This is a genomic window from Chloroflexota bacterium, from assembly GCA_026713825.1.
GTDB lineage: Bacteria > Chloroflexota > Dehalococcoidia > Lucifugimonadales > UBA1127 > UBA1127.
In genome coordinates, this window is the sequence record JAPONS010000008.1 from 60,171 (window position 1) to 86,927 (window position 26,757).

32 protein-coding genes and 1 tRNA gene are annotated in these 26,757 nt (G+C 60.5%); 3 read left to right on the top strand and 30 right to left on the bottom strand.

Annotated elements, in window-relative coordinates; all coding sequences use genetic code 11:
• Positions 1-70 precede the first annotated feature (70 nt).
• From OXC99_00800 to rpsL, 26 genes are all read right to left on the bottom strand, one after another.
• Positions 71-697, bottom strand: coding sequence for an adenylate kinase (locus OXC99_00800; protein MCY4623538.1), 627 nt, complete (start codon positions 695-697; stop codon positions 71-73).
• A 34-nt stretch (positions 698-731) separates the two neighbouring features.
• Positions 732-2,078, bottom strand: a complete 1,347-nt coding sequence (gene secY / locus OXC99_00805) for a preprotein translocase subunit SecY (GenBank protein MCY4623539.1) — start codon at positions 2,076-2,078, stop codon at positions 732-734.
• On the bottom strand, positions 2,059-2,544 hold the full coding sequence (gene rplO, locus OXC99_00810; protein MCY4623540.1) for a 50S ribosomal protein L15: 486 nt from the start codon (positions 2,542-2,544) through the stop codon (positions 2,059-2,061). The genes secY and rplO overlap by 20 nt, the downstream gene beginning before the upstream one ends.
• Before the next feature lie 15 nt (positions 2,545-2,559).
• Positions 2,560-2,745 (bottom strand): 50S ribosomal protein L30, encoded by a 186-nt coding sequence (gene rpmD / locus OXC99_00815; GenBank protein ID MCY4623541.1) that lies wholly within the window; start codon positions 2,743-2,745, stop codon positions 2,560-2,562.
• Positions 2,746-2,754: 9 nt separating this feature from the next.
• Entirely contained in the window at positions 2,755-3,306 is a 552-nt protein-coding gene (gene rpsE / locus OXC99_00820) for a 30S ribosomal protein S5 (GenBank protein MCY4623542.1), read from the bottom strand.
• Positions 3,306-3,683 carry a 50S ribosomal protein L18 gene (gene rplR, locus OXC99_00825; GenBank protein ID MCY4623543.1) on the bottom strand — a complete coding sequence of 126 codons (378 nt, stop codon included), beginning with the start codon at positions 3,681-3,683 and terminating at the stop codon, positions 3,306-3,308. The genes rpsE and rplR overlap by 1 nt, the downstream gene beginning before the upstream one ends.
• 43 nt (positions 3,684-3,726) lie before the next feature.
• Positions 3,727-4,302, bottom strand: a complete 576-nt coding sequence (rplF, locus tag OXC99_00830; protein MCY4623544.1) for a 50S ribosomal protein L6 — start codon at positions 4,300-4,302, stop codon at positions 3,727-3,729.
• A 13-nt stretch (positions 4,303-4,315) separates the two neighbouring features.
• Complete coding sequence (gene rpsH / locus OXC99_00835; GenBank protein MCY4623545.1) at positions 4,316-4,717, bottom strand: 30S ribosomal protein S8; 402 nt, start codon at positions 4,715-4,717, stop codon at positions 4,316-4,318.
• An 8-nt stretch (positions 4,718-4,725) separates the two neighbouring features.
• Entirely contained in the window at positions 4,726-4,911 is a 186-nt protein-coding gene (locus OXC99_00840) for a type Z 30S ribosomal protein S14 (GenBank protein ID MCY4623546.1), read from the bottom strand.
• Positions 4,912-4,945: 34 nt separating this feature from the next.
• Positions 4,946-5,512, bottom strand: a complete 567-nt coding sequence (gene rplE / locus OXC99_00845; GenBank protein ID MCY4623547.1) for a 50S ribosomal protein L5 — start codon at positions 5,510-5,512, stop codon at positions 4,946-4,948.
• 98 nt (positions 5,513-5,610) lie between these two features.
• Positions 5,611-5,928, bottom strand: a complete 318-nt coding sequence (gene rplX / locus OXC99_00850) for a 50S ribosomal protein L24 (protein MCY4623548.1) — start codon at positions 5,926-5,928, stop codon at positions 5,611-5,613.
• A gap of 30 nt (positions 5,929-5,958) precedes the next feature.
• Positions 5,959-6,333 (bottom strand): 50S ribosomal protein L14, encoded by a 375-nt coding sequence (rplN, locus tag OXC99_00855; GenBank protein MCY4623549.1) that lies wholly within the window; start codon positions 6,331-6,333, stop codon positions 5,959-5,961.
• Entirely contained in the window at positions 6,330-7,172 is an 843-nt protein-coding gene (gene rpsQ, locus OXC99_00860) for a 30S ribosomal protein S17 (protein MCY4623550.1), read from the bottom strand. The genes rplN and rpsQ overlap by 4 nt, the downstream gene beginning before the upstream one ends.
• Positions 7,173-7,370, bottom strand: a complete 198-nt coding sequence (gene rpmC / locus OXC99_00865; GenBank protein ID MCY4623551.1) for a 50S ribosomal protein L29 — start codon at positions 7,368-7,370, stop codon at positions 7,173-7,175. It lies immediately after the preceding gene.
• A 15-nt stretch (positions 7,371-7,385) separates the two neighbouring features.
• Complete coding sequence (gene rplP, locus OXC99_00870; protein MCY4623552.1) at positions 7,386-7,817, bottom strand: 50S ribosomal protein L16; 432 nt, start codon at positions 7,815-7,817, stop codon at positions 7,386-7,388.
• Entirely contained in the window at positions 7,804-8,568 is a 765-nt protein-coding gene (gene rpsC, locus OXC99_00875) for a 30S ribosomal protein S3 (protein MCY4623553.1), read from the bottom strand. Before rpsC ends, rplP begins: the two co-directional genes overlap by 14 nt.
• Positions 8,569-8,571: 3 nt before the next feature.
• Positions 8,572-8,907, bottom strand: a complete 336-nt coding sequence (gene rplV / locus OXC99_00880) for a 50S ribosomal protein L22 (GenBank protein MCY4623554.1) — start codon at positions 8,905-8,907, stop codon at positions 8,572-8,574.
• Positions 8,908-8,918: 11 nt separating this feature from the next.
• On the bottom strand, positions 8,919-9,206 hold the full coding sequence (rpsS, locus tag OXC99_00885) for a 30S ribosomal protein S19 (GenBank protein ID MCY4623555.1): 288 nt from the start codon (positions 9,204-9,206) through the stop codon (positions 8,919-8,921).
• Positions 9,190-10,038, bottom strand: a complete 849-nt coding sequence (gene rplB / locus OXC99_00890; GenBank protein MCY4623556.1) for a 50S ribosomal protein L2 — start codon at positions 10,036-10,038, stop codon at positions 9,190-9,192. The genes rpsS and rplB overlap by 17 nt, the downstream gene beginning before the upstream one ends.
• A gap of 2 nt (positions 10,039-10,040) precedes the next feature.
• Complete coding sequence (gene rplW / locus OXC99_00895) at positions 10,041-10,328, bottom strand: 50S ribosomal protein L23 (protein ID MCY4623557.1); 288 nt, start codon at positions 10,326-10,328, stop codon at positions 10,041-10,043.
• A 2-nt stretch (positions 10,329-10,330) separates the two neighbouring features.
• Positions 10,331-11,044, bottom strand: coding sequence for a 50S ribosomal protein L4 (rplD, locus tag OXC99_00900; protein MCY4623558.1), 714 nt, complete (start codon positions 11,042-11,044; stop codon positions 10,331-10,333).
• Between the two features lie 5 nt (positions 11,045-11,049).
• The gene (gene rplC, locus OXC99_00905; GenBank protein ID MCY4623559.1) at positions 11,050-11,679 is read right to left on the bottom strand and encodes a 50S ribosomal protein L3; all 630 of its coding nucleotides are present in this window, start codon (positions 11,677-11,679) and stop codon (positions 11,050-11,052) included.
• 68 nt (positions 11,680-11,747) lie between these two features.
• A complete protein-coding gene (rpsJ, locus tag OXC99_00910; GenBank protein ID MCY4623560.1) occupies positions 11,748-12,056 on the bottom strand; it encodes a 30S ribosomal protein S10 in 309 nt (102 codons plus the stop codon).
• Between the two features lie 24 nt (positions 12,057-12,080).
• Positions 12,081-14,129, bottom strand: a complete 2,049-nt coding sequence (fusA, locus tag OXC99_00915) for an elongation factor G (protein MCY4623561.1) — start codon at positions 14,127-14,129, stop codon at positions 12,081-12,083.
• 58 nt (positions 14,130-14,187) lie between these two features.
• Positions 14,188-14,655: a 30S ribosomal protein S7 gene (gene rpsG / locus OXC99_00920; GenBank protein MCY4623562.1), complete on the bottom strand. Its 468-nt coding sequence runs from the start codon at positions 14,653-14,655 to the stop codon at positions 14,188-14,190.
• Between the two features lie 37 nt (positions 14,656-14,692).
• Positions 14,693-15,115 carry a 30S ribosomal protein S12 gene (gene rpsL, locus OXC99_00925; GenBank protein ID MCY4623563.1) on the bottom strand — a complete coding sequence of 141 codons (423 nt, stop codon included), beginning with the start codon at positions 15,113-15,115 and terminating at the stop codon, positions 14,693-14,695.
• A 621-nt stretch (positions 15,116-15,736) separates the two neighbouring features.
• On the opposite strand from rpsL, the gene OXC99_00930 reads away from it, so the two are divergent.
• The 3 genes from OXC99_00930 to OXC99_00940 all read left to right on the top strand — a co-directional run bounded on the left by OXC99_00930 (position 15,737) and on the right by OXC99_00940 (position 18,249).
• A complete protein-coding gene (locus tag OXC99_00930) occupies positions 15,737-17,278 on the top strand; it encodes a trehalose-6-phosphate synthase (GenBank protein MCY4623564.1) in 1,542 nt (513 codons plus the stop codon).
• 8 nt (positions 17,279-17,286) lie between these two features.
• Positions 17,287-18,105 (top strand): trehalose-phosphatase, encoded by an 819-nt coding sequence (otsB, locus tag OXC99_00935; protein ID MCY4623565.1) that lies wholly within the window; start codon positions 17,287-17,289, stop codon positions 18,103-18,105.
• Between the two features lie 70 nt (positions 18,106-18,175).
• Positions 18,176-18,249 (top strand) — tRNA-Gln (locus tag OXC99_00940).
• Between the two features lie 147 nt (positions 18,250-18,396).
• Here OXC99_00940 and OXC99_00945 read toward each other — a convergent pair.
• The 4 genes from OXC99_00945 to OXC99_00960 form a co-directional block, all read right to left on the bottom strand.
• Positions 18,397-19,503 (bottom strand): DUF4338 domain-containing protein, encoded by a 1,107-nt coding sequence (locus OXC99_00945; protein ID MCY4623566.1) that lies wholly within the window; start codon positions 19,501-19,503, stop codon positions 18,397-18,399.
• 46 nt (positions 19,504-19,549) lie between these two features.
• Entirely contained in the window at positions 19,550-20,656 is a 1,107-nt protein-coding gene (locus tag OXC99_00950) for a hypothetical protein (protein ID MCY4623567.1), read from the bottom strand.
• A gap of 4 nt (positions 20,657-20,660) precedes the next feature.
• On the bottom strand, positions 20,661-23,195 hold the full coding sequence (locus OXC99_00955; GenBank protein MCY4623568.1) for a protein kinase: 2,535 nt from the start codon (positions 23,193-23,195) through the stop codon (positions 20,661-20,663).
• Between the two features lie 406 nt (positions 23,196-23,601).
• A complete protein-coding gene (locus OXC99_00960) occupies positions 23,602-26,748 on the bottom strand; it encodes a type I restriction endonuclease subunit R (GenBank protein MCY4623569.1) in 3,147 nt (1,048 codons plus the stop codon).
• Positions 26,749-26,757 lie beyond the last annotated feature (9 nt).

A 26,757-nucleotide genomic window follows, 5' to 3' on the forward strand; every position in this document is an offset into this window, starting at 1 on the left:
CTCTCCCGAAAGGCGCAAAATACCATTCTACCGATTTGGCGCGAATTTTGCACCTGCGGCGTTCCCGCCGCTAGGCCTCCAGCGCCTGCAGCACGTCTGTCGTCACAGCGTCGACGTCCTGCAAACCATTTACCTCGACAAGTTTGCCCCTGCCCTTGTAGTAATCGATCAGCGGGTAAGTCTGGGCGGAGAACACCTGCAGGCGGTTGCGAACCGCCTCCGGCATGTCGTCTTCCCGCTGGTAGAGTTCGCCGCCGCAAGACTCGCAGGCTGTGCCCACGGCCTCGGCGGTGTACGGTCGTGAGCAACCGCGGCAGATGTAGCGATTGCTCAGCCGCCGCACCAACTCGTCTTCGGGTACCACTACATGCAACACCTTGTCGATACCCTTGCCTCCCAGCGCTTCGTCCAACGCCTCCGCCTGCGGAGCTGTGCGCGGGAAACCGTCGAGCACTACGCCTGGACCCTCTGTTTCCTCCGACAGCTTGTCCAATACCATGCGGATTACCAGGTCGTCGGGCACCAAGTCGCCCCGGTCCATGTACGACTGCGCCAGTTGCCCCAACTCCGTCTTCTGCTGACGGTGTGTGCGCAGCAGATCGCCTGAGGACACGTGAGCCAGTCCCTTCTTGTCTGTCAGGATATCTGCCTGCGTGCCCTTTCCTGCGCCCGGCGCCCCTAGTAACACTAGAAGCATGGCGTCGACTCCCGGCTGAAGCCGAGCATGACCGTCATCTTATGAATCCCTCGTAGCGGCGCATCAGAAGCTGCGCCTCCAGTTGTCGCATAGTATCGAGGCCCACTCCCACAAGGATCAGAAGCGCGGTGCTACTCAGCCTCAGCGCCTGCACGTCAGTGAGCAGTGTCGCAAAGTACGGGATAATGGCCACGAAGCCCAGAAAGAGGGCTCCACCCCAGCTGACGCGGATGAGCGTACGTTGCAGGTACTCCTCCGTCGGCCGGCCGGGTCGGATACCCGGGATGAAGCCGCCCTGTTTCTGCAGATTCTCTGCCAGGTTCATTTGGGAGAAGGTGATCATGGTATAGAAGAGGGCGAAGATCACCACCAATACAAAGAGGATTACCCAGTAAATGAAACTGGTTCCGTCAAAGACACCGACCATGCCCTGGGCAAATCGCGAGACAAAGCTGGGATCGGACGGGTTGGCGAAGTAACTCGCCACGGTGCCCGGAAGAATGATGATGGCGAAGGCGAAGATGAGCGGGATCATGCCAGCTGAGTTGATTCGCAGCGGGATATACGACGTTCCTTGCGCACGTCTAACAGACCCTCCGCGGAACACCGTCCGCCCGTACTGCACAGGGATACGCCGTTGGGCTTCCGTAAACACCACGATGAGGTAGATGATCGCCAGTGTGATCACCGCGAGTGTGATGAGCCCCGTCGGGTCGACGCGGCTGATGAAACCTTGCTGTACAATTTGCGGCAACCCCGCAACGATGCCGGCAAAAATGATGATGGAGATACCATTGCCAATGCCCCGCTCCGTGATTTGCTCGCCGAGCCAGACTAGGAAGACGGTGCCCGCCGCCATCGAGATTACCATCGGGATGATGGCCGGGAACGCGCCGCCTGTAATGTCAACGCCTGCGAAGATTCCAGCCCGCTGCAGCAGGATGATCTGCCCATAACCCTGCGCCAGCGCGATAGGCACAGTGAAGTAGTGGGTCATCTGGTTGATCTTCTGACGCCCGTAGTCGCCCTCCTTGGAGAGTGCCTTCAGTTGCGGGATTACGGGCACCAACAACTGCATGATGATGGACGACGTAATGTAGGGATAGACACCCAATGCGGCTACGCTAAGGTTGCGCAGCGCACCGCCGCTGAACAGGTCCAGGAACCCGAGAATGTCACCGAACTGACCGCCGCTGAAAACAGCGGCCAAGGCGTCGCGGTCCACCCCCGGCACTGGCACGTGCGCCACAAATCTGAACACGACGAGCATGGCCAGGGTGAAGAGCAACTTCATCCGCAGGTCGGGGATCTTGAAAGCGTCTATGAGGGCCTGCAGCAGCTGGGGCCGCCCGGACGCAGGCCTAGCTGACGTCGCCTGCATTGTCCTTCTCCCGCTTCTTGCCCGGCAGTTGCTCCGCCGAGCCACCTGCTGCAACGAGTTGCTCGCGCGCCTGCGCCGAGAACCGGTGTGCTGTCACCGAGAGAGGCTTGGTGACCTCGCCCTTGGCCAGCACCTTGACCGGTTGCTTCAGGTTGCGCAGCAGGCCCACTTGCACCATGGCCTCTGGCGTAACCTGAGCGCCGCTCTCGAATCGCTCGTCCAGCGCGCCCAGATTCACTACGGCATAGTCCGTACGGAAGATGTTGGTGAAACCGCGTCGAGTTGGTAGCTTCAATACCAACGGCAGCTGACCGCCTTCAAACCCCGGACGCGGCCCGGGGCCGGAACGGGACCTCTGCCCCTTCATGCCTCTCCCTGAGTAATTGCCCTTGCTTCCGTTGCCGCGCCCCACGCGAGTACGCGACCGACGTGCGCCTTTGGGCGAGGGAATCTCGTGTTGCTTCACTGCCTGTCTCCTGCCTTAATCCTCTACTTCGTCAACCTGCACCATGTGGCGCACCTTGTGAAGCATGCCACGCACCACAGGGGTGTCCTCGCGTTCCACCGTCTGGTTGAGCCGGCGCAGACCAAGGGACCGGATGGTCGCCTGCTGGTTGCGTTCAAAGCCAATACCGCTCTTCTTCCACGTTATACGCAGCCGTGCCATTGAGCTCCCCTAACTCCCTTGCTGCTGTTGTTGCGCAGGCTGCGGCGTCCGCCGGGCCCGGCGTCGCTCGACCTCGACCTGCGGATCACGCAATGAGGCCAGCGCGTCCATCGTCGCCTTTGACAGGTTGATTGGGTTTGTGTTGCCCACGGCCTTGGTCAGGATGTCCTTGATGCCCGCCAAGTCCACCACCGCGCGCACCGTAGCGCCTGCCACGACCCCCGTGCCGTCCACCGCGGGCCTTAGCACCACCTGCGACGATCGATACTTCGTGACAATGTCGTGGGGGATAGTCGTCCCACGCAGGGGCACCTCAATGAGGTTGCGCCGAGCGATAGCCACGCCTTTGCGGACCGCGTCTGGCACAGCCGCTGCCTTTCCCAAGCCAATCCCGACTATGTTGCGGCCGTCGCCAACAGCAACCATGGCGTTGAAGCGCATATTCTTGCCACCAGCCGTCACCTTGGCGATTCGGCGGATCATCAGCACCCGCTCCGTCAGGTTACCGGCATGCTCCGGCGGCACACGAGGGGCCAGGTCGTAGGGAGTTAACTTTGGCATTAAAACTCCAACCCTCCTTCACGCGCCGCTTCCGCCAGCGCTTGAACGCGGCCGTGGTAGGCGTAACCGCCGCGATCGAACACAACTCTCGTCACGCCGGAGGCCTTGCTGCGGCTCGCCGCCACCGCGCCAACCAAGCGAGCAACCTCAGTCTTCGGTTTGCCCTGACACTCGGCCCTAAGCTCAGCGTCCATGTCGGACGCTGAGGCTAGGGTGTGGCCGACGCTGTCGTCAATGACTTGCACGGAGATATGCCGGCTGCTGCGGAAGACCGCCATGCGCGGACGCTCGGTCACACCTTGCACCTTCCTACGCACTCGGATATGGCGAACCACGCGTTTCGCGCGAGCCGTCTTGGCCTTCCCCTTGAACCGCAATGCCTGCAATCGTACTGCTTTAACCACAATATCTTCCTCGGGCCTAGCGTCCAGCGCTCTTGCCGGGCTTGAGCCGAACAATTTCGCCACTGTAGCGGATACCTTTGCCCTTATAGGCGTCAGGCTTGCGCACTGCGCGGATAGAGGCGGCGATCTGCCCCACCATCTGCTTATCACACCCTGCGACTGACAGTCGCGTTGGTCCCTCGACGGTCAAAGTGATCCCCTCTGGCGCCTCAATGTCCACCGGATGGCTGTAGCCGACTTGGAGGATAATGTTTGCCCCTGACTGCTGTACGCGGTAACCGGTGCCTACCAGTTCCAGGTTCTTCTGGAACCCCTCGGTCACACCGACCACCATGTTGTTCAATAACGCCCGCGTTAGCCCTTGAAGCGCCCGGACACGCTGATGGTCGGACGGACGGTCGATGATAATGACCCCGTCCTGCTGGTCAATGGTCACGTCTGGGTGGAACTGCTGTTGCAGGGTGCCTCGCGGGCCCTTCACCGTCACGTCGTTGGCCGACCCAAGGGTCACGTCAACGCCCCTCGGAACCACGATGGGCATGGACCCAATTCGAGCGACGATGCGCCGCTTTTCCTTCGTCTTCTCAACCATAGCACACCGTCCTCTACCAAACGTAGCAGAGGACTTCTCCTCCAATGCCCCGGTTCCTGGCCTCGTGCCCGGTCATCACCCCCTGTGACGTCGAGAGGATGGCGACGCCAAGCCCGCCGTACACGCGAGGAATCTCACCACGGCCCACGTAGACTCGCAGGCCCGGGCGACTCACACGCTTCAGCCCACGGATGGCTGTCTGAGCACGGCCTGTGTACAGCAGCCGCAGCCGTAGCATGCGCCACGGCCCGCTTCGAACGGTGTCCACATCACGGATGAATCCTTCATCCTTGAGGATGTCGGCGACCGCCTGCTTTGCTTTGGAAAGTGGGACAAGCACCGAGTCGTGCCGCGCCATGCCGGCGTTGCGCACCCGGGTCAGCATGTCCGCAATGGGGTCGGTTACTCCGCTCACGGGTCCTCCTACCAACTAGCCTTACGGACTCCGGGGATCTCGCCCCGAAGCGCCAGCGTGCGGAAGCAGATGCGGCAGAGGCCGAACTGGCGGATATACGCCCGCGGGCGCCCACACAACTGGCACCGATTTTGCTGCCGCGTGGAAAACTTTACCGGCAACCGCCACTTGGCTATCTTGCTGGTCTTGGCCAATTCTCCGCTCCTATCCTTCTCGTCCCGCGCCGCCCTACACCTCGACGGCCGTGCGCTCCTGCACCCGGGCGAAGGGCATCCCCATCAAGTCGAGGAGCCGCAGCGCCTCCTGGTCCGTCTTGGCAGTGGTGATAATGTTGACCTGCATTCCGCGAAGCCGGTCTATTTGGTTGTAGTCGATCTCTGGAAACACAATCTGCTCGCGCAAGCCAAGCGCGTAGTTCCCACGTCCATCGAAGGCCGATCGGGACACCCCGCGGAAGTCGCGGATACGGGGCAGCGCGGTGTTAAACAGCTTGTCGAGGAACGTGTACATCCGGTCGCCGCGCAGCGTGACCATGACACCAACTGCCTGGCCCTCACGCAGTTTGAAGCCCGCCACGGAGCGGCGCGCCTTCCGTGAGATGGGCCGTTGGCCCGTGATCGCCGCGATGTCTCCCATGGTGGCGTCCATGGCGCGCCCATTGGTCAAGGCCTCACCCAGTCCGACGTTGATGACAACTTTCTCGACCTTCGGAATCTCCATAGCGTTGGCGTAGGAAAACTCCTGCTGCATCTGCGGGGCCAGCTCCTCACGGTAGCGCGCCAGCAGCCTGGGCAGCACTCGGCCCTGCGCAGAGGGCTTCGCAGTGGCCTGCGTCTGGGCGCGGTTGCGCCCCCGGGCCCTGCCGCCTCCGCTGGAGGACTCTTGCGGTTCTTCTATTCGATCGGTTGGTTGCACTTCTTGCATAGCCGTACTTTCTTGCCATCGTTCAGAAACGTGAATCCCATCCGGGCGGCTGTGTTGCAAAGCGGACACACCACCTTGACGTTGGAGAGCGCTAGCGGCGCTTCCATGGTAATGATTCCTGCTTGGCTGATGCCGGGCTGGGCCCTGCGGTGGCGCTTCACCATGTTGAGGCCTTCCACATAGAGCTTACCCTCACTGGGGAAAACACGCTGCACAATACTCTGCTTGCCGCGGTCCTTGCCCTTTGTGACGACCACCGTGTCGCCCCTTCTGATCTTCTGCGCCATGACCTCTTCCTTCTCTCCCGCCTGGATACCCTAAAAGACTTCCGGCGCCAGGGAAACGATGCGCATGAACCCCTTCTCCCGCAGCTCGCGGGCCACCGGCCCGAAAATGCGCGTGCCTATGGGGTTCAGCGCGTCCGTCAGCATGACTGCCGCGTTCTCGTCAAAGCGGATGTGGGTGCCGTCGGGCCGACGTGTGTTCTTCACAACCCGGACAATGACGGCCTTGACGACCTTCCCCGCCCGCACCGCGTCGGGCGCGTTGGGGATGGCGTCCTTGATCGAGCACGTGATGATGTCGCCGAGCCCTGCGTAGCGTCTGCGGCTCGAACCGGGGATACCAATGCACATCACCTGCTTGGCCCCGGAGTTGTCCGCAACAGCCAACCGTGACATATGCTGAATCATGCGTCCTCCTTCCGGGGAGCTTCCCCGTCCTTTGAGGACGCCTCTTCCGTCTCAGTCACGGGCTCCTCCGCGGCTGCCTCAACTTCAGCGCTCTCAGGCTCAGATTCTGTGACTCCTGCCTCAGCTTCTATGTTTTCAGGCTCCACTTCCGCGACCTCAGCATCAATGCTTTCGGGCTCCGCGTCCGCGACCTCTGCCTCAGTCTCTGCAGTTGCACTCTCAGCTTCGACTGGTTCGTCTGCGTCCAGTTCGGCTACAGGTTCCTCGCTGGGTTCTTCACTCACCAATTCCTGCGCGTCCTCAGAACTGGGGCTTTCTGGCTGCTCGTCCAGGGCTTCATCGCGGATGGACTCTGGATCTTCGACCTCGTCTACCTCATCTGCTACGACGGGTGCGTCATCATCGACCTCGGCCTCAGCGGTCACGGCCTCGTCTTCGCCCTCCGCCTCGTGGGTGGCCACCACGGTCTCGACGTCAGCCGCGGGATCGGGCGATTTCTCAGTGTCGGCCACCGCAACCGGCGCCTCGATTACCTCAACGGCCTCTGCCATCACGGCCTCTGCCTCCGCGACTTCCTCCGGGCGCAGCATTTCATGTCGCTGTAGTACAGCCTGCAGGCGGAACCGCTTGGTCTTGGACACCGGGCGGCACTCGATCACCCGCACTAGGTCGCCGTACTGCGACTCGCCCAGCGGATCGTGGACGTAGAGCATTGTCTTGCGGCGCAGCGCCTTTCCGTACACGGCGTGGTGGCGCACGCGGTCTACGGCCACCACCAAGGTGTTCTGCATCTTGGCGCTGATTACCCGCCCGACGTAGCTTCTCCGATTCATTGCCATCTAGTGAATCCCCAACTCCCGCTCACGCATCACCGTCTTGATGCGCGCGATGGTCTTCTTGACTCGCTTCATCTCGCTCACGCTGGGCAACTGATGCGTCATCCACCGGAACCGAAGGTTCATCAGTTCCCGGTAGGACTCATCCAGCTCCTCTTGGAGATCGTCCGTGCTCTTCTCTCGAACTTCGTCTACGCGCATGGGCCTGCTCGATTCCTAGTTCACCGTATGGAGGAAGTAGTCCTCCCGGGTTACGATCTTGGTCTGCACCGGAAGCTTGGCCGCGGCCAGCCTCAGTCCTTCCTTCGCCTGCTCCTCAGACACGCCGGAAAGCTCGAAGAGCATCCGACCGCGTTTGGCGACGGCCACGTAGTGGTCGACGCCGCCCTTGCCCTTGCCCATCCGGGTCTCCAAAGGTTTCTTGGTCACGGGCTTGTCTGCAAATACACGAATCCACAGCTGGCCACCGCGGCGGAGATAGCGCACGACAGCGCGGCGCGCCGCCTCTATCTGTCGAGCCGTGAGCCAAGCTGTGTCTAAGGTCTTGAGGCCGTAGTCGCCAAAGTGCAGGGTTGCACCGGAGGTTGCCGCACCCTTACGGCGTCCCCGGTGCACCTTGCGGTACTTGAGCCGCTTAGGTTGCTGCATCGGGCTCTCCTTCTGCGGCGGCCTCCGCTCGGTCGATAACCTTCTGGTCTGCAGCCTCGTCCTCAGCTCGCATCGTTACTTCTATAGGGCCAAGGTCCTCAGCCGCCTCCTGCTCGCGCAACGGAACTATGTCGCCCTTGTAGACCCACACTTTTACTCCGATGCGGCCCATCGTCGTGCTTGCCTCGCTGATGGCGAAGTCGACGTCCGCGCGGATGGTGTGGAGGGGCACCCGCCCCATCATGACCTTCTCCCGTCGAGCGATGTCAGCGCCACCCAACCGTCCGCTCACGATGATCTTGACGCCCTGAACGCCCGCTTGCATGGATCGCGTCGCCGTCTGCTGCATGGCGCGGCGGTGCGCCACGCGGCGCTCGAGCTGCTCGGCGCAGCTGCGGGCCACCAGAGCAGCCACTGTTTCCGGCTGCCGGACCTCCTGCACGGAAATCCGGACACGCCGCTCCGTCAGGGCCTCCAGCGCCTGCCGCATCTCCTCCACCCGCTGACCCTGGCGGCCAATGACGATGCCGGGACGGGCGGTCCAGATGACTACTGAAACGTCCTGGGGCCCCCGCTCAATCTCCACCTGCGGGATGCCGGCCTCCGGGTAGCGGGTCAGGATCGCGTTGCGCAGCCGCAGGTCTTCCTGCAGCGTGTTGCGATAGTCCTGCTTTTTGGCGGCGAACCACCGGCTGTCCCAGTCCTTGATTATGCCGAGACGGAAACCAATAGGGTGCGTCTTATGTCCCACAGCCTAACTCCCCCGGTCCACGACAACGGTGATGTGGCAGGACCTTCGTTTGATGGGACTAATGCGCCCTCGGGACTGCGGCCGGTAGCGGCGCAGCCGGGGGGCGTCGTCCGCGTAGGCCGCCACCACCTTCAGCGTTTCCGGAATCATGAATCTGTTGTTCTCCGCGTTTGCCACGGCGGACCGGATTACCTTCGACACCGCGACGGCAGTAGGGCTGGGCACGTACTGGAGCGCGGCCAACGCCTGGTAGACCGGTTTACCTCGCACCATGCCCAACACTCGCCGCACCTTCTGCGGCGACATGCCGAAGTTCCTGTGTGTTGCCTGTACCGCCACGGATCCTCCCCCTAGCCCCGCGGCCTGGTGGTCCGCTCGCTGCGGCCCGCATGGCCTCTGAATGTCCTAGTGGGCGCGAACTCGCCAAGACGGTGCCCTACCATGTTCTCCGTCATATATACCGGCACGTGCCGGCGCCCGTCGTGTACAGCGATGGTGAGGCCCACCATGTCCGGCATGATCATGGAAGCCCTTGACCATGTGCGGATGACCACCTTCTCTTGTGTTCGCTGGGCCGCGTCCACCTTCCGTTGTAGCTTGGGGTGGACGTAAGGCCCCTTCTTAACGGACCTGCCCATAACCTATCCTTCTTCGTCGCACGATAAACCGGCTGGTTTCCTTGTTGCGGCGTGTCTTCACACCCAGGGCTGGCTTGCCCCACTTGGTCTTGGCATATCGCAATCCGATGGGGTTACGGCCCTCACCGCCGCCGTGGGGATGGTCGCGCGGGTTCATCACCTTGCCGCGCACCTCGGGCCGCTTGCCCAGCCACCGGTTGCGCCCGGCCTTCCCAATCGACGTTGCGGCGTGCTCCGAATTGCCCACCTGCCCGATCGTCGCGTAGTTCTCGCTCAGTACGCGCCGGATCTCGCCGGAGGGGAGCCGGAGCTGCGTGTAACGCTCCTCGCGAGCCATCACCTGGGCACTGCCTCCAGCGCTGCGCACCATCTGTGCGCCTCGCCCGGGCTGCAGTTCAATATTGTGGACGACCGTACCCAGCGGCATGGACCTCAGGGACATCGCATTGCCGGCACGGATTTCGGCGTTTGACCCCGACATGATGGGGTCTCCCACCTTCACACCCACCGGCCACAAAATGTAGCGCTTGTCGCCATCGCGGTAGTGGATGAGCGCAATGCGCGCCGAGCGGTTCGGATCGTACTCGATGCTGTGCACCACGCCGGGGACGCCCGCCTTGTCGCGCCGTTTGAAGTCGATGACGCGGTACATGCGCTTGTGGCCACCGCCGCGGTGGCGAACCGTGAGACGCCCCTGCCGGTTTCGGCCGCCGTGCTTTCGCAAAGGCCGCAGCAGCGAGCGCTCCGGCTTGCTCTTCGTAATCTCGCTAAAGTCGGGCCGCACCAGCTGGCGCATGCCCGGCGTGATCGGCTTGAATTGCTTGAGACCCATGCCTACACGCCCTCAAACACTGTGATGCGATCGCCCTGCCGCAGCGTCACGATGGCCTTCTTCTTGTCCGGCCCCTTGCTCATACGTGGGCCGAACCGCTTCATCTTGCCCGGCAGGCGCACCACAGTCACCTTCTCGACCTTCACTCCAAATAACGTCTCCACCGCCTGCTTGACGATGGTCTTGTTGGCGTGGAGTGCCACTCGGAAGGTGTATTTGTTCTCGTCTTGCAGACGTGTGCTCTTTTCCGTAACCACGGGGCCGATGAGCACACCCGTCAACTGTGCCATGGTCATGACGACTGCTCCTCACCGGTCTCTCCCAGACCGACGTCTGCCTCTCCCTCGGCGTTCGCTGACAGCGCAGGACGCCGAGACGTCTCCTGCGCCCACAGCTCCTCAATTCGCCGTACGGCCGCCACGCTGAGAACCAAGTGGGTGAAGTTCAGGAGGTCCACCGTGTTGAGCGTCGAGGCCGGGACGGACTTCACACGCTTCAAGTTGTGGCAGGCTTGCCAAAGCCCCTTCTGGGAAACGGCCTCGTTCACCACCAAGCACTTCGAGGAAATCTCCAGTCCCTGCAGCGCCTGCAACACCTGGCGGGTCTTGGGCTCGGGCAGGCGGAAATCCTCAACCACTGTCACTTCGCCGTCACGCACCTTCTGCGACAACAGTGACCGGATGGCGAGTCGCCGCATCTTCTTGGGCGTTCGCTGCGTGTAGTCCCTTGGCTTGGGCCCGAAGGTAACACCGCCGTGCCGCCACTGTGGAGACCGGGTGCTGCCATGCCTGGCGCGCCCCGTGCCCTTCTGCCGCCAAGGCTTGCGGCCGCCGCCGCTGACCTCGGCACGGGTCTTGGTGCTGTGGGTGCCTGCTCGCTTGTTGGCAAGCTGCCCCACCATCACCTGGTGTATTACTGCCGTGTTTAGGGGCGTGTCGAAGACAGTATCGCTCACTTCAATGCTGCCGACCGTCGCGCCCTGCATGTTCTTCAGTGGTAGTTCCATACCTGCTATCCAGCCTTGTTCGTTCGTCGCAGGATCACGAGGCCCTGCGACGGCCCGGGGATTGCTCCCCTTACAAACACAAGATTGCGCTCAGCATCCACCTTAACTATCTCCAAGTTGCGCACCGTGACGCGCTCGGCGCCGTAGTGGCCGGCCATCTTGGTCCCCTTCCAAATTCGGCCGGGGTACGTACCGGAGCCAATGGATCCCGGCGCGCGGTGGCGGTCTGACTGACCGTGCGTCTTGGGTCCACCCCCGAAGTTATGACGCTTCACGCCACCGGTGAAACCGCGGCCCTTAGATTTCCCGATGGCGTCAACGTACTCGCCCTCGGTGAAGATCTCTGCGCCGACGGGGTCGCCTACCTCAATGCCTGTCAGGTCGCTGGCCGGCACCTCGCGCAGATGTCGGTAGAGACGACCGGCTCTGCGCAGATGGCCTCGTTCAGGGCTCCGAAGGTTCCGGACTTCGTGAAAGCCCAGCTGCACGGCGGTGTATTCATCCTTCTCCGGCACCCGGATCTGCGTGATGGTGCATGGGCCGGCCTGCACGGCCGTCACGCCCACCAACCTTCCGTCTTCACGGAAGATCTGGGTCATGCCGATCTTCTTGCCCAAGATGCCGTCTACCGCCATGTTCTCCTATGCCCCTCAGTAGAAAACGGAGCCAGCGAATGGCTCCGTTATTCGGGTTACTCTGCGAGCTATGTCTTGATAGTGATGTCGACGCCGGCTGCAACGTTCAGCCGGGAGAGCGCTTCCAAGGTGCGGCCCGTAGACTCCAGGATGTCCACCAGCCGCTTGTGAGTCCGAAGCTCAAAGTGCTCCCGCGAGTCTTTATCGATATGCGGTGATCGAATGACGCAGAAGCGCTGCTTGTGCGTCGGCAGCGGAACAGGCCCGGCAACGACTGCACCCGTGCGCTCCGCAGTCTCCACGATCTGCTGTGCGGACAGGTCCAGCGCCCGATGGTCAAACGCCTTCAGGATGATGCGAATTTTCTGGCCGGGCATGGCAAAAACCTACCTTACACCACGTTAGACACGGACAAGCATCTGCTGCGCCACGGAATCCGGCACCTCTTCGTAGTGGTGGAACTCCATGGAATGACTCGCTCTGCCCTGAGTAAGCGACCGGACGGTTGTGGCGTACCCGAACATCTCGGCCAGGGGAACCAGCGCGCGAATGGTCTGGACATCCCCAACACCTTCGATGTTCTGCACCCGCGCCCGCTTCCCGGAAAGGTCTCCAAGGACCTCGCCCAGAAACTCACCCGGGGTGACGACTTCCGTCTGAATGTATGGCTCCATGAGGACGGGCTTTGCTTTCCGCAAGCCCTCCTTCACAGCCATAGAACCAGCAATCTTAAAAGCGATCTCGGAGGAATCGACGGGGTGATAACTGCCGTCTACCAAGGAGACCTTGATATCCACCACAGGATAGCCCGCTATCGCTCCGCTGTCCAGTGCTTCCTGTACACCCGCACGCACAGGGTTTATGTACTCCCTCGGCACGACGCCACCAACGATCTTGTCCTCGAAGACAAAACCGCCGCCGCTCTCCAACGGCTCGATCTCCAGCCACACGTGGCCGAATTGGCCGTGGCCACCAGTCTGACGCACGAAGCGGCCTTCGACACGTACATGCTGCCTGATGGCCTCGCGGTAGGACACTCGCGGACGGCCCACCTGCGCCTGAACGTTGAATTCGCGACGCAGCCGGTCGACTAGCACGTCCAAGTGAAGCTCACCCATGCCGGAGATGATGGTCTGTCCACTCTCCTTGTCGTAACGCACCACAAATGTGGGGTCCTCGTCCGCCAGCTTGCGGAGGGACTCCTCCAATCGCTCTTGGTCTGCCTGCGTCCGCGGCTCCACGGATACAGAGATGACCGGGTCCGGGAAGCTCGGGGGCTCCAGCACCACCGGCGCACTGCCGTCGCAGACAGTCTCGCCGGTAAAGGTGTTCTTCAGGCCCACCACCGCGCCAATCTGCCCAGCGTTCAGCGCGGGTACGTCCTCACGGTGGTTCGCGTGCATGAGTACAAGGCGTGCGATGCGCTCATCCGTCTCCTTGGACGCGTTGTAGACATAGGAGCCAGCCTTGAGCTGCCCCGAGTACACCCGCACGAAAACCAAGCGCCCGATGTACGGGTCCGCAGCGACCTTGAAGGCCAGCGCAGCCAGCGATTCCGACGGGTCCGTAGCCCGAATGATGGGCTCCTGAGTGCGCGGGTCCATGCCCTCTACCGACGGCACGTCCAACGGGGAAGGCAGATAGTCGATGACCGCGTCTAGTAGCGGGTGAATGCCTCGATTTCGGAGCGCTGTGCCGCAGAGGACTGGAACGAGGATGTTGCTCAAGGTGGCCCTGCGAAGCGCGGCGACCAATTCGTCCTCCGAGAAGTCCTCGCCTTCAAGGTACTTCTCTAGGAGTGCGTCGTCGGTCTCTGCCACACGCTCCATCAACAGGTCACGATATTTGGCGGCCTCGTCCTGCAATTCGGCGGGAATGGGCGCCTCTGTAGGCGCGCCAACCTCGTCACTATAGAGCAGCGCCTTCTGCCGCACCAAGTCGACCATTCCTCGGAAGGTGTTCTCCGCACCAATTGGCAACTGCACGGGAACCGGGCGAGCCGAGAGCCGATCACGGATCATGTCGACAGTTCGGGCAAAGTCAGCGCCCGGACGGTCCATCTTGTTCACAAGGCAGATACGAGGCACCTCGTACTTGTTGGCCTGTCGCCACACAGTCTCGGACTGCGGCTGCACGCCAGCCACCGCGTCGAAGATGACGACGCCGCCGTCGAGCACTCGCAGACTCCGCTCTACTTCTGCGGTGAAGTCCACGTGGCCGGGGGTGTCGATGATATTGACGTCGTGTCCGTTCCACTCGCAGGCCGTGGCGGCCGCGGTGATGGTTATGCCGCGCTCGCGCTCCTGCGGCATCCAGTCCATGACGGTATTGCCGTCGTCGACGTTGCCGAGCCGGTGGGTCCGGCCCGCGAAAAAGAGCACACGTTCAGTGACCGTCGTCTTGCCAGCGTCGATATGCGCAATGAATCCTATGTTGCGAATGCGATCCAAGGGGCCCTTTCCCGGCGCGCGGTTGCGCCGTCTCCGATACTGCGAAGTTACGCGATCATCACCACCGGTAGTGTACGAAGGCGCGGTTGGCCTCCGCCATGCGGTGCAGGTCCTCGCGCCGCTTTACTGCAGCCCCGTCGCCCCGTGAAGCGTCCAAGAACTCCTGGGCCAGCTTCTGGTGCATGGGACGGCCCTTGCGGCCACGAGCGCTGTTGATGATCCACCGCATTGCCAGTGCGCTTCCTCTCCGTGCTGGCACCTCAATGGGGATCTGATAGGTGGCGCCACCGACACGGCGGGCCTTGACCTGCAATAGTGGCGTCGCGTTGCGCAACGCCTCCTGGAAGATTTCCAGCGGCGGTCGATGCGCCTGTTGTTCCACAATTTCCATGGCGGAGTAGACGATACGCTGTGCAACCGTCTTCTTGCCCTTAAGCATTATGCGATTGATGAACCGCGCCAACTCGACGTTGTCGTATTGCGGGTCCGGCGGGACCGTTCGTTGCTCTGCTTTACGCCTTCGCATGAGTCGTGTCCGTCTCTCTCGGCCGTTCTATTGCGGGCTATGACGCCCGCGGCGCCCGCGCGCCGTACTTGCTGCGCCCCTGACGCCTACCGTTCACCCCGCCTGTGTCGAGCACCCCTCGGACGATGTGGTATCGCACACCAGGCAGGTCTCGGACACGGCCACCCCGCACCAGCACCACCGAGTGCTCCTGCAGGTTGTGCCCTTCGCCAGGAATGTACGCCGTTACTTCAAACCCGTTGGTCAACCGCACCCTCGCAACCTTGCGCAGCGCAGAGTTTGGCTTCTTTGGCGTCACCGTGCGGACCTGAACGCAAACACCTCGTCGCTGGGGAGAACCCACGTTGTTCCAAACGACGCGATTCTTCAACGCGTTCTGGCGCCAATGCATCGCAGGAGCCCGGCTCTTGGTCCGGACCTTTGTCCTGCCATTCTTGATCAACTGATTGATTGTGGGCACTGCAATGCTCCAAGTCCACAAAATATCCGTCGCCATTTAAGCGCAAAGTTGTATTGTAGGGAGTTCGTAGGGGACTGTCAACCTTCGACGAAGGCGGCGTCCGGAGGCACGTCCGCACCGCGAAATGCTCGGTCGCACCCCCTAGCCGCTTGCCGGAACCCCGCCCATTTCGCAGGACCGGCAATTGCGACCAGTGAAGGGAGGCTCCCCATACCTGACGCTGCGCCGCCGATCGCTGCGATATTGATGGCGCCGGACAATTTGGATGCGATGTCAGTGGAACACAGGAATTTGACCACAGGATAAAGTCAATGATCTCCGCGACAAATATGCGTATCCGATCAGTCTTCCTTGGCATCGTTGCATTGCCATGCTCGATCACGCCGACCCTCCGTTTGGTGGGTTGAGTGCGATAGCAGGCTCTAAATTCGCCTCGCCCTCATTCCCAACATAAGCGCCGCGTCTTAATGTTTGCCGACACAGCATGCCTAATTCCCTTCAGCGCCAACCTAAGGGCTCACCCGTGCACCCGTTTGACCTTTGACACGTACGCTCGCACAATGAAGCGAGTCTGCCGTGCGGGATTCACCCGGACTGCAGCTTGGAGAGCGGAGGCGTACTGTGGTCGACCCTAGCACCATGTACCCGGCCTTCTCGGAGGCTCCCCCGGAATTGGGTCAGTGGTCCCAGGAGCGGCTCCACTCTGTTGCCAGCGACCTCTTCTCCGACGCACCGCTCGTCGTCGTGTCCAACCGCGAGCCGTACGTTCACTCCCCCGACCCTGATAAGCCCGACGGTCTGACGTGGCGCCGCCCCGCCGGCGGACTCGTTTCCGCCCTCGATCCGGTGCTCCGGGCAGTCGAGGGCGGTCTTTGGGTTGCTCAGGGCACAGGCGAGGCCGACCGCCTTGCAGCTGACACGTCCGGTCGCGTCTCTGTGCCGCCGGACCATCCCTCGTACACGTTGAAGCGCGTCTGGCTCCAGCCCTCCGAGGTCGCTGGCTACTACGAGGGTATCTCCAATCAAGGATTGTGGCCCCTCTGCCACGTCGTGTTCCTTCGGCCCCGCTTCACCCTCCGAGATTGGCAGCAGTACCAGAAGGTGAACCGCCGCTTTGCTGAGGCGGTTCTGGAGGAAGTGGGCGACGGCCCCGCATACGTTTGGGTTCAGGACTACCATCTCTGCCTCGTGCCCAAATACCTTCGCGAGGCACGCCCGGACTTGACCACTGGCATCTTCTGGCACATCCCGTGGCCCAACCCGGAGATCTTCCGCACCTGCCCGTTTGGCGCAGAGCTGCTGGAAGGCCTCCTTTCAGCGGACATTATCGGCTTCCATATTCGCTATCACGGAGCCAACTTTCTGGCGACGGTGGAGCAGACGCTGGAGGCCCGCCACGACCGCGAGCGCTGGGAGATCATCCGCGGCGGTCACACCACCCGCGTCGTCGACATCCCTATCAGCGTCGACTTCGACGAAGAGGAGGCGACTGCGCAGTCGCCACAGACCGGGCAATGGATGGACGAGTTCCGGAGCCTCTTCGACCTGGACCGCTTTGAGCATGTGCTGCTCGGGCTGGACCGCTTTGACTACACCAAGGGGATCCCGGAGCGGCTGATGGCCGTCGACCTGCTGCTACAGGAGCACCCGGAGTACAAGGGAAAGCTCATCTTTCTACAGGTTGGCGAGGTCAGCCGCATCCAGATCGCCCACTACCAGGCGCTGAACACCGAGGTGGAGAAGCTCGCCCAAGAGATCAACGACCGCCACCGCACCTCTGACTGGCAGCCGGTCGTCCTGTGGCGCAACCCGGTTGACCGGCCTGACCTGATGGCTCTCTTCCGGCTGGCCGACGTCTGCGTGGTCAGCTCCCTCCATGACGGCATGAACCTCGTGGCGAAGGAGTACGTTGCCAGCCGCTTCGACGAGAGCGGCGTGCTGGTGCTGAGCCGCTTCACGGGCGCTGCTCGCGAGCTGCCGGAGGCGCTGCTCATCAATCCCTACGACATCCGCGACATGGCCCAAAGGCTCCATGAGGCGCTCCAGATGCCCGACCACCAGAAGCGGGAGCGGATGCGGCGCATGCGGAGCACCGTACGGCGCAACAACATCTACGCCTGGGCCGGGCGCTTCCTCCGCGAGATGGTCCTGGGCGGCGTCTAGTGCATGCTATGCCTCCTCTTCGCGACCACATGGACCTCGTCTACCAGGGCATCGCCACCAGGGGGCAGATCCTGGTGGCGCTCGACTTTGACGGCACGCTTTCAGACATCGTGGCGCGGCCCGAGGATGCGTTCATTACCGAGGAGCGGCGAGAACTCCTCCGCGAGCTGAACAGCCGGCCCAGATTTGCCGTTGCGGTCATCAGCGGGCGCAGGGTTGATGACTTGCGAGAGCGCGTCGGGTTGAGCGACATCGCCTACGCAGGGCACCACGGGCTAGAAATTGCCGGTCCGGGGTTTCAGCATGTGCCCCCGGAGGCAGAGGCCTTTCGCGACACCGCGGCTCGGCTGGGGGAGGCGCTGGAAGCCTTGATCGGCGGGATACCCGGCGTGATCTTCGAGCACAATGGGCTGTCGCTGAGCGTCCACTACCGGCTGGTGGCCGGCGAGCAGCGGGAGCCGGTGCAACGGGCCATCCGAGAGGTTGTCAACCCAGTAGCCAGCGCCGGACAGGCGCGCATTATCCCGGGCAAGGAGGTAGTGAACCTGCTGCCTCCGCTGGTCTGGCACAAGGGCTCGGCGCTGCGATGGCTGATTGAGTTGCTGGACTCAATTCCCCACCGCGTGGGCGGGATCTTCCCCATCTACATCGGCGACGACGTAACTGACGAGGACGCCTTTCCCGTGGCGCGGGAGACAGGCATCGCGGCGCGGGTCGGTCCGCCGGCGGAGGATACGGCCGCGGAATACACGCTCGCCGACACTGCCGAGGTGGAGGCGACGATGCGGGCGATGGTGGACTACTCCAAGTCGCTGGGCATCGGATAGCGCCGGAGTCCACTTCGCTCGCTAGACCCCCATTGCTCGACGGGCTAGACTGAAAATACACACCCTCCCATGCCCGGTGGTGCAGCGGTAGCACAGGGGACTTTGGATCCCCTGACCCTGGTTCGAATCCAGGCCGGGCAGCCACACCAGACGAATACCAGAACCTTCATGCTGCGCTTCCAAATTGACGCCTAGTGCGGCAAACACACGTCATAATTTGCCTATGTCTTCGCTCCGGCTAGAGTCACTCGTCCATGGGATTGGATTTGTGAGTGAGATGGGGTAAACTCGTTAACTCCATAGGCGGTATGAATCCGGGTCAAATTCCTGGTAACGCTGGTCCCAGTGTGCTCTAGGGACGATCCACCTCTCTTTACACCACTGTGACAAATCGTCAGATGATTGATCAAACCAGACTGGTTGAGTTTCTTCTCCACGCAATACCTGCTTAGCGTTTTCCGCTATTGGTACGATGAAGATCTCGCGCTGGACACCGTGATAGACCCATTCACTGGGTAGGCCCAGCCTAGGTAGAGACTTCTTCACGATTTCTCGTCGGTTTCGAAAGCCGTTCCCCCAAAGGCTATGTTTTGCAGTTGCATCACAGTGTCGAGCCGCAAAATCAGACAGTGCTGTATAAAGGCCATTCGCAAAATGGAATTCCCCCGAACCTTGCGTGTAACCGACGCTCTGAAAGACATTCCTTCCTCGAAATCGCAATCGGTTGTAGATAGAGGATCGACCCAACGCAGAAGTAGTTGTAATCGCGACCAGTTGGCTAGCCAACGGCCGCTTGCGAATGCGGGAAGTACGACCGGAGTACTTCTCATGGAAGGCCTCTCGAACTTGATTACTGCCGACCAGCATTGCCACCAGTTTCCCGCAGAGGATATAAGAGTATGGAGGTACTGCACCTAACACAAAGGCGTCCATGATTTGGTGGAGTCTTTCTCGTCGGTCCTCCCTAGTCCACCCTATCCAGCGGTCTCGGTATCTGAGATCAAATACTGGATCCCCTAACCCTAGAGCTCCAATGAGTTTCCCATTGAAATCATCAACAACCAAAAAGCGTAGTCTCCGGCCATAACCCGAGGAAACTGGAATACTCCAATGCAACGTTACGTAGCGAAACAACAGCTCATCTCTAGATCCGGGCTTTACCTCAACCAGTGTCGGGTGGATGCGCTCTGGCACTACTTCCCTACCTGAGGCAATCATCTCTTGGAGTTCGTCCTGGTATTTGATTAGCGCTGGTCTACTTGCTTCCAATTTATGGGCAACTGCTGTCCGATGGAGTCTCCGGTAGCCTTCCTTATTCAGATCGTCGGGCGGCAGAAGATGGATACCCGATACTCGAAAACCTTGCTCTTTCAGTGAACGCAGGATCGTCCGCTTCAACTCTCTAGTTCTCATACCGCTGCCTCAATCGTGCTGCTCATAGACACTAATCATCTACAACCAACATGCCGACTCTCGTTAGCCGCTCCCGAAGCTTCGGCAATGACCCGAAATCAATAGACCACATTTCGCGACATCCGCCCGAATACTGGGCTGCATTATATTCTTTCGGGACAGCAAAGACTATACGAACATCCGGGTGGAGGTAAGAAAACAGCGAACTTCCCAATGCTTGCATCTTTGATCCAAGAGGAGATAGAGTCAGCTTATACGTACCCGCCAATTGATTGTATATCGAATCTAGTTCCTTCAGTGTTTCCTGATAATGAAATGTACTAACTTCGTGCTGCACATCCTCACTAGTTAGGCCGTTTATCTCCTTCAAAGCACTGATTCTCCAGTCGTTCCCCCCTAGGTGGGGAATGCCGACTAGCCAAATGATTTGCTCGCCTCGTGTGCCGATTAATGCGGGATCCACGTAGTCAATTACCGCTTGGCTGCGCTCCGGCTTAAAGGTGGGGAAGAGGATTATTGCGTCGGGTAGCGGATCAAAGTGTTGTCCGGGAATCTCTCTACTAGGCCTTACATCGCTCACCCCCCGTGCTAGCCCCAAGAGGGATTCTTCACGCCAATTGGCTGGCTGGGCCTCATATTCCTCCCTAGTAGGGTGGTAAGTGGCCGCCTCCGAATACAACACTCGAAGATCAGCATCTGTCTCGCACAATAGAGCCATTGTTGTTACCACAATCCGATTTGCAGCGACACTGCAATCAAAAGTGATTTTGGGTCCTGTTCCAGCACCGTTCCCTGAGAGCGACTCTAGTAGCCGACGCATTTCATTCGGGAAGTCAGGATCCTTCAATGGTAACGCTTGAACGCTATTTGCCATTGTGTGTAAGCATTTCGTGAGCTCTCGGCGATTAACATCGTTGTCTACTGCGTTGGTGTCGTACTCAAAGAAAAATGCTCTCTCACTTCTGTACCCGCTTTCAGCAAGTAGCTGTGGTAAAGCCAAGCATCGAGGCTCGAATCCGAGCGCGCAAAGGAAAAGGTCATCAGGTACGCTGGAAACCACGGAGCGTGGGTCAAAAATCGCTAGTTCAGGCAATTCCCCAATGATTTCACTGAGTTCCACCCGGCGCACATGAGCCATAGAGTCACTCTTCCTCACCTAGGCCATCGATTCCCATCATTCGAATCTGTACCCCATCAGATCCTTCCTTTGGCCATTTATCCAATTCCAATTGGCAGGCCTCTGAAGGGTTCGTCAGGAAGAACCGGAACCATTCTGAGTCTTCCTTGATTGCAGTGTTCTTGGCCAGGGAGGCACCAAATGCCGGCAAATAGACCCGCCTCAACTGAGAGCGGAATGTCGTAACGTTCCCGTGACGAGACAGACCCGGCTCCATATCGATGAAAATCGCTCGCCTTACGAGCTCCTTCCAAATGCTCTGCTGGTGCCCCGATAATTGTACAACTATATGTCCTTCGAGCTGGTCGATTTCAATCCTGGGGCATTCTGACGGGACCGTCGTGTCGCCCTTCTTCTGCTCGCGTCCTTGTTCAAGTATGGCCCTCACCAACTTACCGAAACTTGCGACAATGCCATACATCTCGGGACCATAGGGGAAGTATATGTTGACCGCCTCAAGCAGTTCGCGCGAAACACTGCGAATTGACCGGCTTTGGATCGTCTTCGAGATTCGTGTCGTAGTGTCCTTATTCACTCCCGCACTTTCGAACATCCGCCTGTAGATGAACAAGAGTGTCGAAACATCCCCTGAACAAACAGCAGCAACGCAATCGAGTCCATGATATTGATCCAGCTGCCGTCCTGGCTGCCTATTGACGAGTGCCTTGGCCAAAGTTCCCTCCGCCCACGAGGAATCTCCTATTAGACTCTCCGCGGTCCCAACGTAGCCAGCCTGCTTAAGGCGATTGTTCAAAAGCTCTACCGCAAATGAATATCCTAGCCGGGTCTTCCTAGCATCATCGAGCGCTAAATACTCTCGGCCACAGTCTATCTCCACCATGTCGCGTGCCAAGTCCGCAGAAGCCCCCGAGGGATCCGTGAGTTCGGCGCCGTGCTTTTCTGACGAGAGTTTGAAGATGTGAGAGGCACGACGCTCCCAAATGACCCGGTTCAGCACATGTTGCACCGGAGCCGGCAAGCGATGAGTAGAATAGTCGTCAATTAGGAAGGCTATCCTCTTCTCCTCGAACCGCGGCATGAGCTTGCAGATGAAACTGCTCAAGTCTCCAAGGAATGTGGCCGGCAAAGTTGACGGAATCGATTGTCCCTTGATCATGTGAGAGTGGGAGTTGAACATCTCTCTCTCGATTGTCTCGAGGGTCTGCTTCGTTAGTCCCACTCCCTGGATGCGAAAAGGCGAGTCCGTCTCAAGGTGCCTATAAATGAACTCCTGAAGTTCCCTTTCTTGCGAAGCTCCGTATCCCCAATAATTCGTTTGCTCCTCTTGCCCAACCATTGAATCTAGCGTGCCGACAACCTGGCGAGTTAGCAGCAGATTGAAATAATGGACGATTTCCTTGCTGTACGCTTGGGCCATGTCAGGCGTCGTAATCCAGTCAAAGCGGTTCTGTAGATCGGTAGCACATGACACATAGAACCCAGCCAAATTGAAGTCATCAAAATTCGCGACAGCATCGTGGAGATGTGCCTTGAGGCTCATCCACCGGAAAATCGTTGATTTGCCGCAACCCCTTGGTCCTGTAAGGAGACATGGATCTGGACTAACTACTTTTTCCAGCCAAGGACAAGACTTTGCAAACATCTCAACCAACAATCGATCATCAGCAATATGCTCGGCTGACAGGAATTCGAAGGGGGCTCTCAACTGGTGTGCCGAGTTCGCCATAGCTGAGTTTGAACGGGTCATCGCCAAATGAAACTGATGTTTTATCTGCGCCGGGTCCCGCAGACTTACGGAAGGATCTTCATCCAGCATGCTTGCAAAGAGCTTCTCCACTTCCAAAATGAACATTCGCTCTCTGACAGGCATACTACGCCTGGAATGGATTGCATTGCAGATGGCTACTAAATGATCCACAAAATGTCTATGGTCGTCTTTTGGTTTGGAAAGTGGTTGGTCGGCCGGCTTGAGGCTCCCAGTGTCGATGATCTTGACCTTATAGCCTCCAGCGATTTCACCGGGCGGAGGCGAAGCAATCATCACATTTCGAGCGTGTAGGTCATCATGCCTAAGTTTATTCGCCTGAAGCGCTGACAAAGCCAAAGTGAGAGCATCTACATACGTGACAAAGAAGGACGATGAGATTTCAGGGTCAGCACTACGAAGGTACTCTTCGAGGGTGAAGCCGTCTATCCACTCTTCTACAAATCCTACAAACTCTCCGGAACTTCCTGGCACCTCAATCTGAACCAAACCAGCGTCTATGAGCCGAGCAAACGACTCATATTGTTCAAGAGGTGCAGTACGCCTTACCTCTTCAAGGAAAGACCTATCTTGATAGTCCTCAAAGATTGCCAGCTTGAGAGCACGAGGTCGGCCAAACTTGTCAACTGCCTTCCAAACGACACTCTTGTATCCCGACGCAATCGGATCGCTAAGGGTGTAATACTCCTTGCCGACAAGAATCCCAGTAGGCATCTTGGACGGACTCAAGAGGAAGGCACGCACTTCCTCAGATATTTCAATGCGGTTCAGCATCCAGTACTCTCCTTGCGGGCAAATGTCGGCCAATTGAACATCTTCACCTTAGTTGGTCACTAGTGTTCCGGCCGAAGCCCAACCCACAATCGCAACTCCTAGGCAGATCCATGAATTAACCAGTCCATGGTCCTATACAAGAGCCACGCGAGCTAGCGGAAGGATGCTATATTGGGAGAGTCAAGCATTCAATTCAAAGGGAGACCTCTCCCCTGTTGCCCCAGTGCGGACTCGTTTGGACACTATGCCGAACGCAGAATCTTGACCTAGTCGATGGACTGGGGTTTATTATCGCTACGGCGCTTACGCTATAGCAAGAGCCTCAAGGTCACAATTGATGTCAATACGCAAAAGCCCACAGTCCGTTGAAGTTCAATGGTTCCGCGAAGAGTCGGCTTCAGCCAAATCAGCCTGCCGCTGCCCACGCCTCCGACAGCACTTCCGCTTGCTCCAGCACCGTCTGCGTTGCCTTCTCCTGCTTGTCAGGCGGGTAACCGTGCCTGCGAAGGATGCGGCGGACGAGGACCCGCAGTTGGGCCCGCACGGTCTCGCGCACCGTCCAGTCGATGGTGACGTTGCGGCGCACGGTGTCGACGAGTTCCCGAGCGATGTCACGGAGGGTGTCGTCGCCGAGGACCTGGACAGCGCTGTCATTGGTCTCCAGGGCGTCGTAGAAGGCAAGTTCGTCTTCCGAGAGGCCAAGTCGCTCACCGCGAGCGTTGGCCTCTCGCATTTCGCGTGCTAGTTGGATGAGTTCCTCGATTACCTGCGCCGCTTCGATCGCGCGGTTCTGGTAGCGTCGAAGCGACTGCTCCAGCATTTCAGCGAAGGAGCGGGCCTGCACGACGTTCTGGCGTCGGCGAGCGGCCACCTCGCCTCGAAGGAGCTTTTGTAGCAACTCCACCGCCAGGTTGCGATGGGGCATGCCCTGAACCTCGGCGAGGAATTCCTCTGAGAGAACTGAAATGTCGGGCTTGTCCAGCCCCGCCGCTGCGAAGATGTCCACTACGCCCTCAGACGCCACGGCACGCGAGATGATCTGTCGCACTGCCAGTTCCAATTCGTCTTCGGGCTTTGCCAGAGCTTCTGCGCGCTTGGTGAGGGCGGTACGCACTGCCTGGAAGAAGGCGACATCGTCACGGATGCGCCGGGCCTCGTCGTGCGTTGACGCCAGCGCAAAGGCCTGCGACAGCTCCCGCACTGCCGTTGTGAAGCGGTCCTTGCCGTCTTCCCGCCCCAGCACGTGCTCTTGGGCAGGGGGAAGCATGGCGAGACGTTGCTGGCCCGTACCCGTTGCCCACCCCGACCAGTCGAAGCCGTGGAATATGGCGCAGCAGACTTCGTACTTCTCCAGCATGACGGCGACGGCCTCGCCCTGATCGACGGTCGCCTTGCCTTCGCCGCCGCTCTCCGTGTAGGTGTGGGTAGCCTCGCGGATGTCCTGCGCCAGTCCGAGGTAGTCCACCACGAGGCCTCCGGGCTTGTCGCCGAAGACGCGATTGACGCGGGTGATGGCCTGGAAGAGCCCGTGGCCGCGCATGGGCTTGTCGAGGTACATGGTGTGCAAGCACGGCGCGTCGAATCCGGTGAGCCACATGTCCCGCACTAGCACGATCCGAAAAGGGTCTTCCGGGTCACGGAAGCGCTTGGCAAGGGCCTCCCGGCGCGGCTTGTTGCGGATATGCGGTTGCCAATCCGTTCGATCTGTGGCCGAGCCGGTCATCACCACCTTGGCGGCACCCCTAGCGTCGTCAAGGTCGTGCCACTCCGGGCGGAGGCGCACCAACTCCCGGTAGAGGTCGATGCAGATGCGGCGGCTCATGCACACCACCATCGCCTTGCCGTGCATGGCCTCCAGCCGCTGCTCGAGGTGGGCGATGAGGTCCTCGGCGATCTGCCGTACCCGCGGCGCCGCGCCGACGACCGCCTCCAGCTGTGCCCATTTGGTCTTGAGCCGCTCCCGGCGTTCGACCTCTTCACCCTCGGTGGCGTCCTCAAAGTCTGGGTCGATGCGCGGCCGCTGCTTCTCGTCGAGGGCGAGCTTGGCGAGGCGGCTCTCGTAGTAGATGGGCACCGTCGCGCCATCCTGCACCGAGCGCCGGATGTCGTAGATGCTGATGTAGTCGCCGAAGACGGCGCGGGTGTTGGCGTCCTGCAGCTCGATGGGGGTGCCGGTGAAGCCCACGAAGGAGGCGTTGGGCAAGGCGTCCCTCATGTGCCGCGCGAAGCCGTCGATGAAGTCGTACTGGCTGCGGTGAGCCTCGTCGGCAATGACAACGATGTTGCTGCGGTCAGAGAGCATCGGGTAGGTGTCGCCGCGCTCCTCCGGGAAGAACTTCTGGATGGTGGTGAAGACCACGCCGCCAGCGGCAACGGAGAGCTTGGTCCTCAAGTCCGCGCGGCTCTCCGCCTGCGAGGGCGTTTGACGCAGCAGGTCCTGGCAGCGGGAAAAAGTGGTGAAGAGCTGGTCGTCCAGGTCATTGCGGTCCGTGAGGACGACGACGGTGGGGTTGCGCATGGCGGGCTCCCGGGCGATTGCGCCAGCGTAGAAGGCCATTGTCAGGCTCTTGCCCGAGCCCTGCGTGTGCCACACAACGCCGATGCGATGGTCGCCGTCCTCTCCGCCGGGCTTGCGGCCCGACTCGTAGCGGCCTTCTCCGTCACCCTCGGCGACGGCGGCGCCCTCGCGCTGGAGCGCGGCAGCTCGCAGCGTCTCGTCGACGGCGGCGCGGACGGCGTGGAATTGGTGGTACCCGGCCACCTTCTTGACCAGCGGCCCGCCGTCGTCCTCAAACACGATGAAATCGTGCACCAACGGCAGCAGGCGGTCCGGCGAGAAGACGCCCTGCACCATCACCTCCAGCTCCGAGACGGCGCCCTCGGCCAGACTCTCGCCGGAGACGGTCCGCCACGGCTTGAACCACTCACGCCCGGCGGTCAGCGACCCGATGCGCGCCGTCGTGCCGTCGGAGACCACCAGCAGCTCGTTCATCGAGAAGAGGGAGGGCAGCTCGGCCTTGTAGGTCTGGAGTTGCTGCCAGGCCGCCCAGATGGTGGCGTCCTCGTCCAGGGGGTTCTTGAGCTCCATGACGGCCAGGGGCAGGCCGTTGACGAAGAGGACGATGTCCGGGCGGCGCGTGTGGCGGTTCTCCGTGACGGTGAACTGGTTGACGGCGAGGAGGTCGTTGGCGAAGGGTTTGTCGGCGTCGATGACGGTGGCCTGCGCGCCCTGTACGCGGCCCTCCGCGAGGAACTCCACAGTGACGCCGGCTGTGAGCATGCGATGGAAGGCGCGGTTGCGGGCCTCCAGTGACGCACCCTCCAGCCGGGTGAGCTTGCGGTAGGCGTCGTCCAGCGCGTCTGGGGGCAGGCCGGGGTTCAGCCGCGCAAGGGCACCACGCAGGCGGCGCCCCAAGACGACATCCCTATAGTCGTCACGCTCCGGCGATGGTCCGTCGGACGCGATTTCCGGCCCGTGGGCCACCTCCCACCCCAGCTCCCGCAGCCACGAGAGCGCGGCCTGCTCCACGGTGTTTTCGTTGACGGTGGTCATTCGGCTATT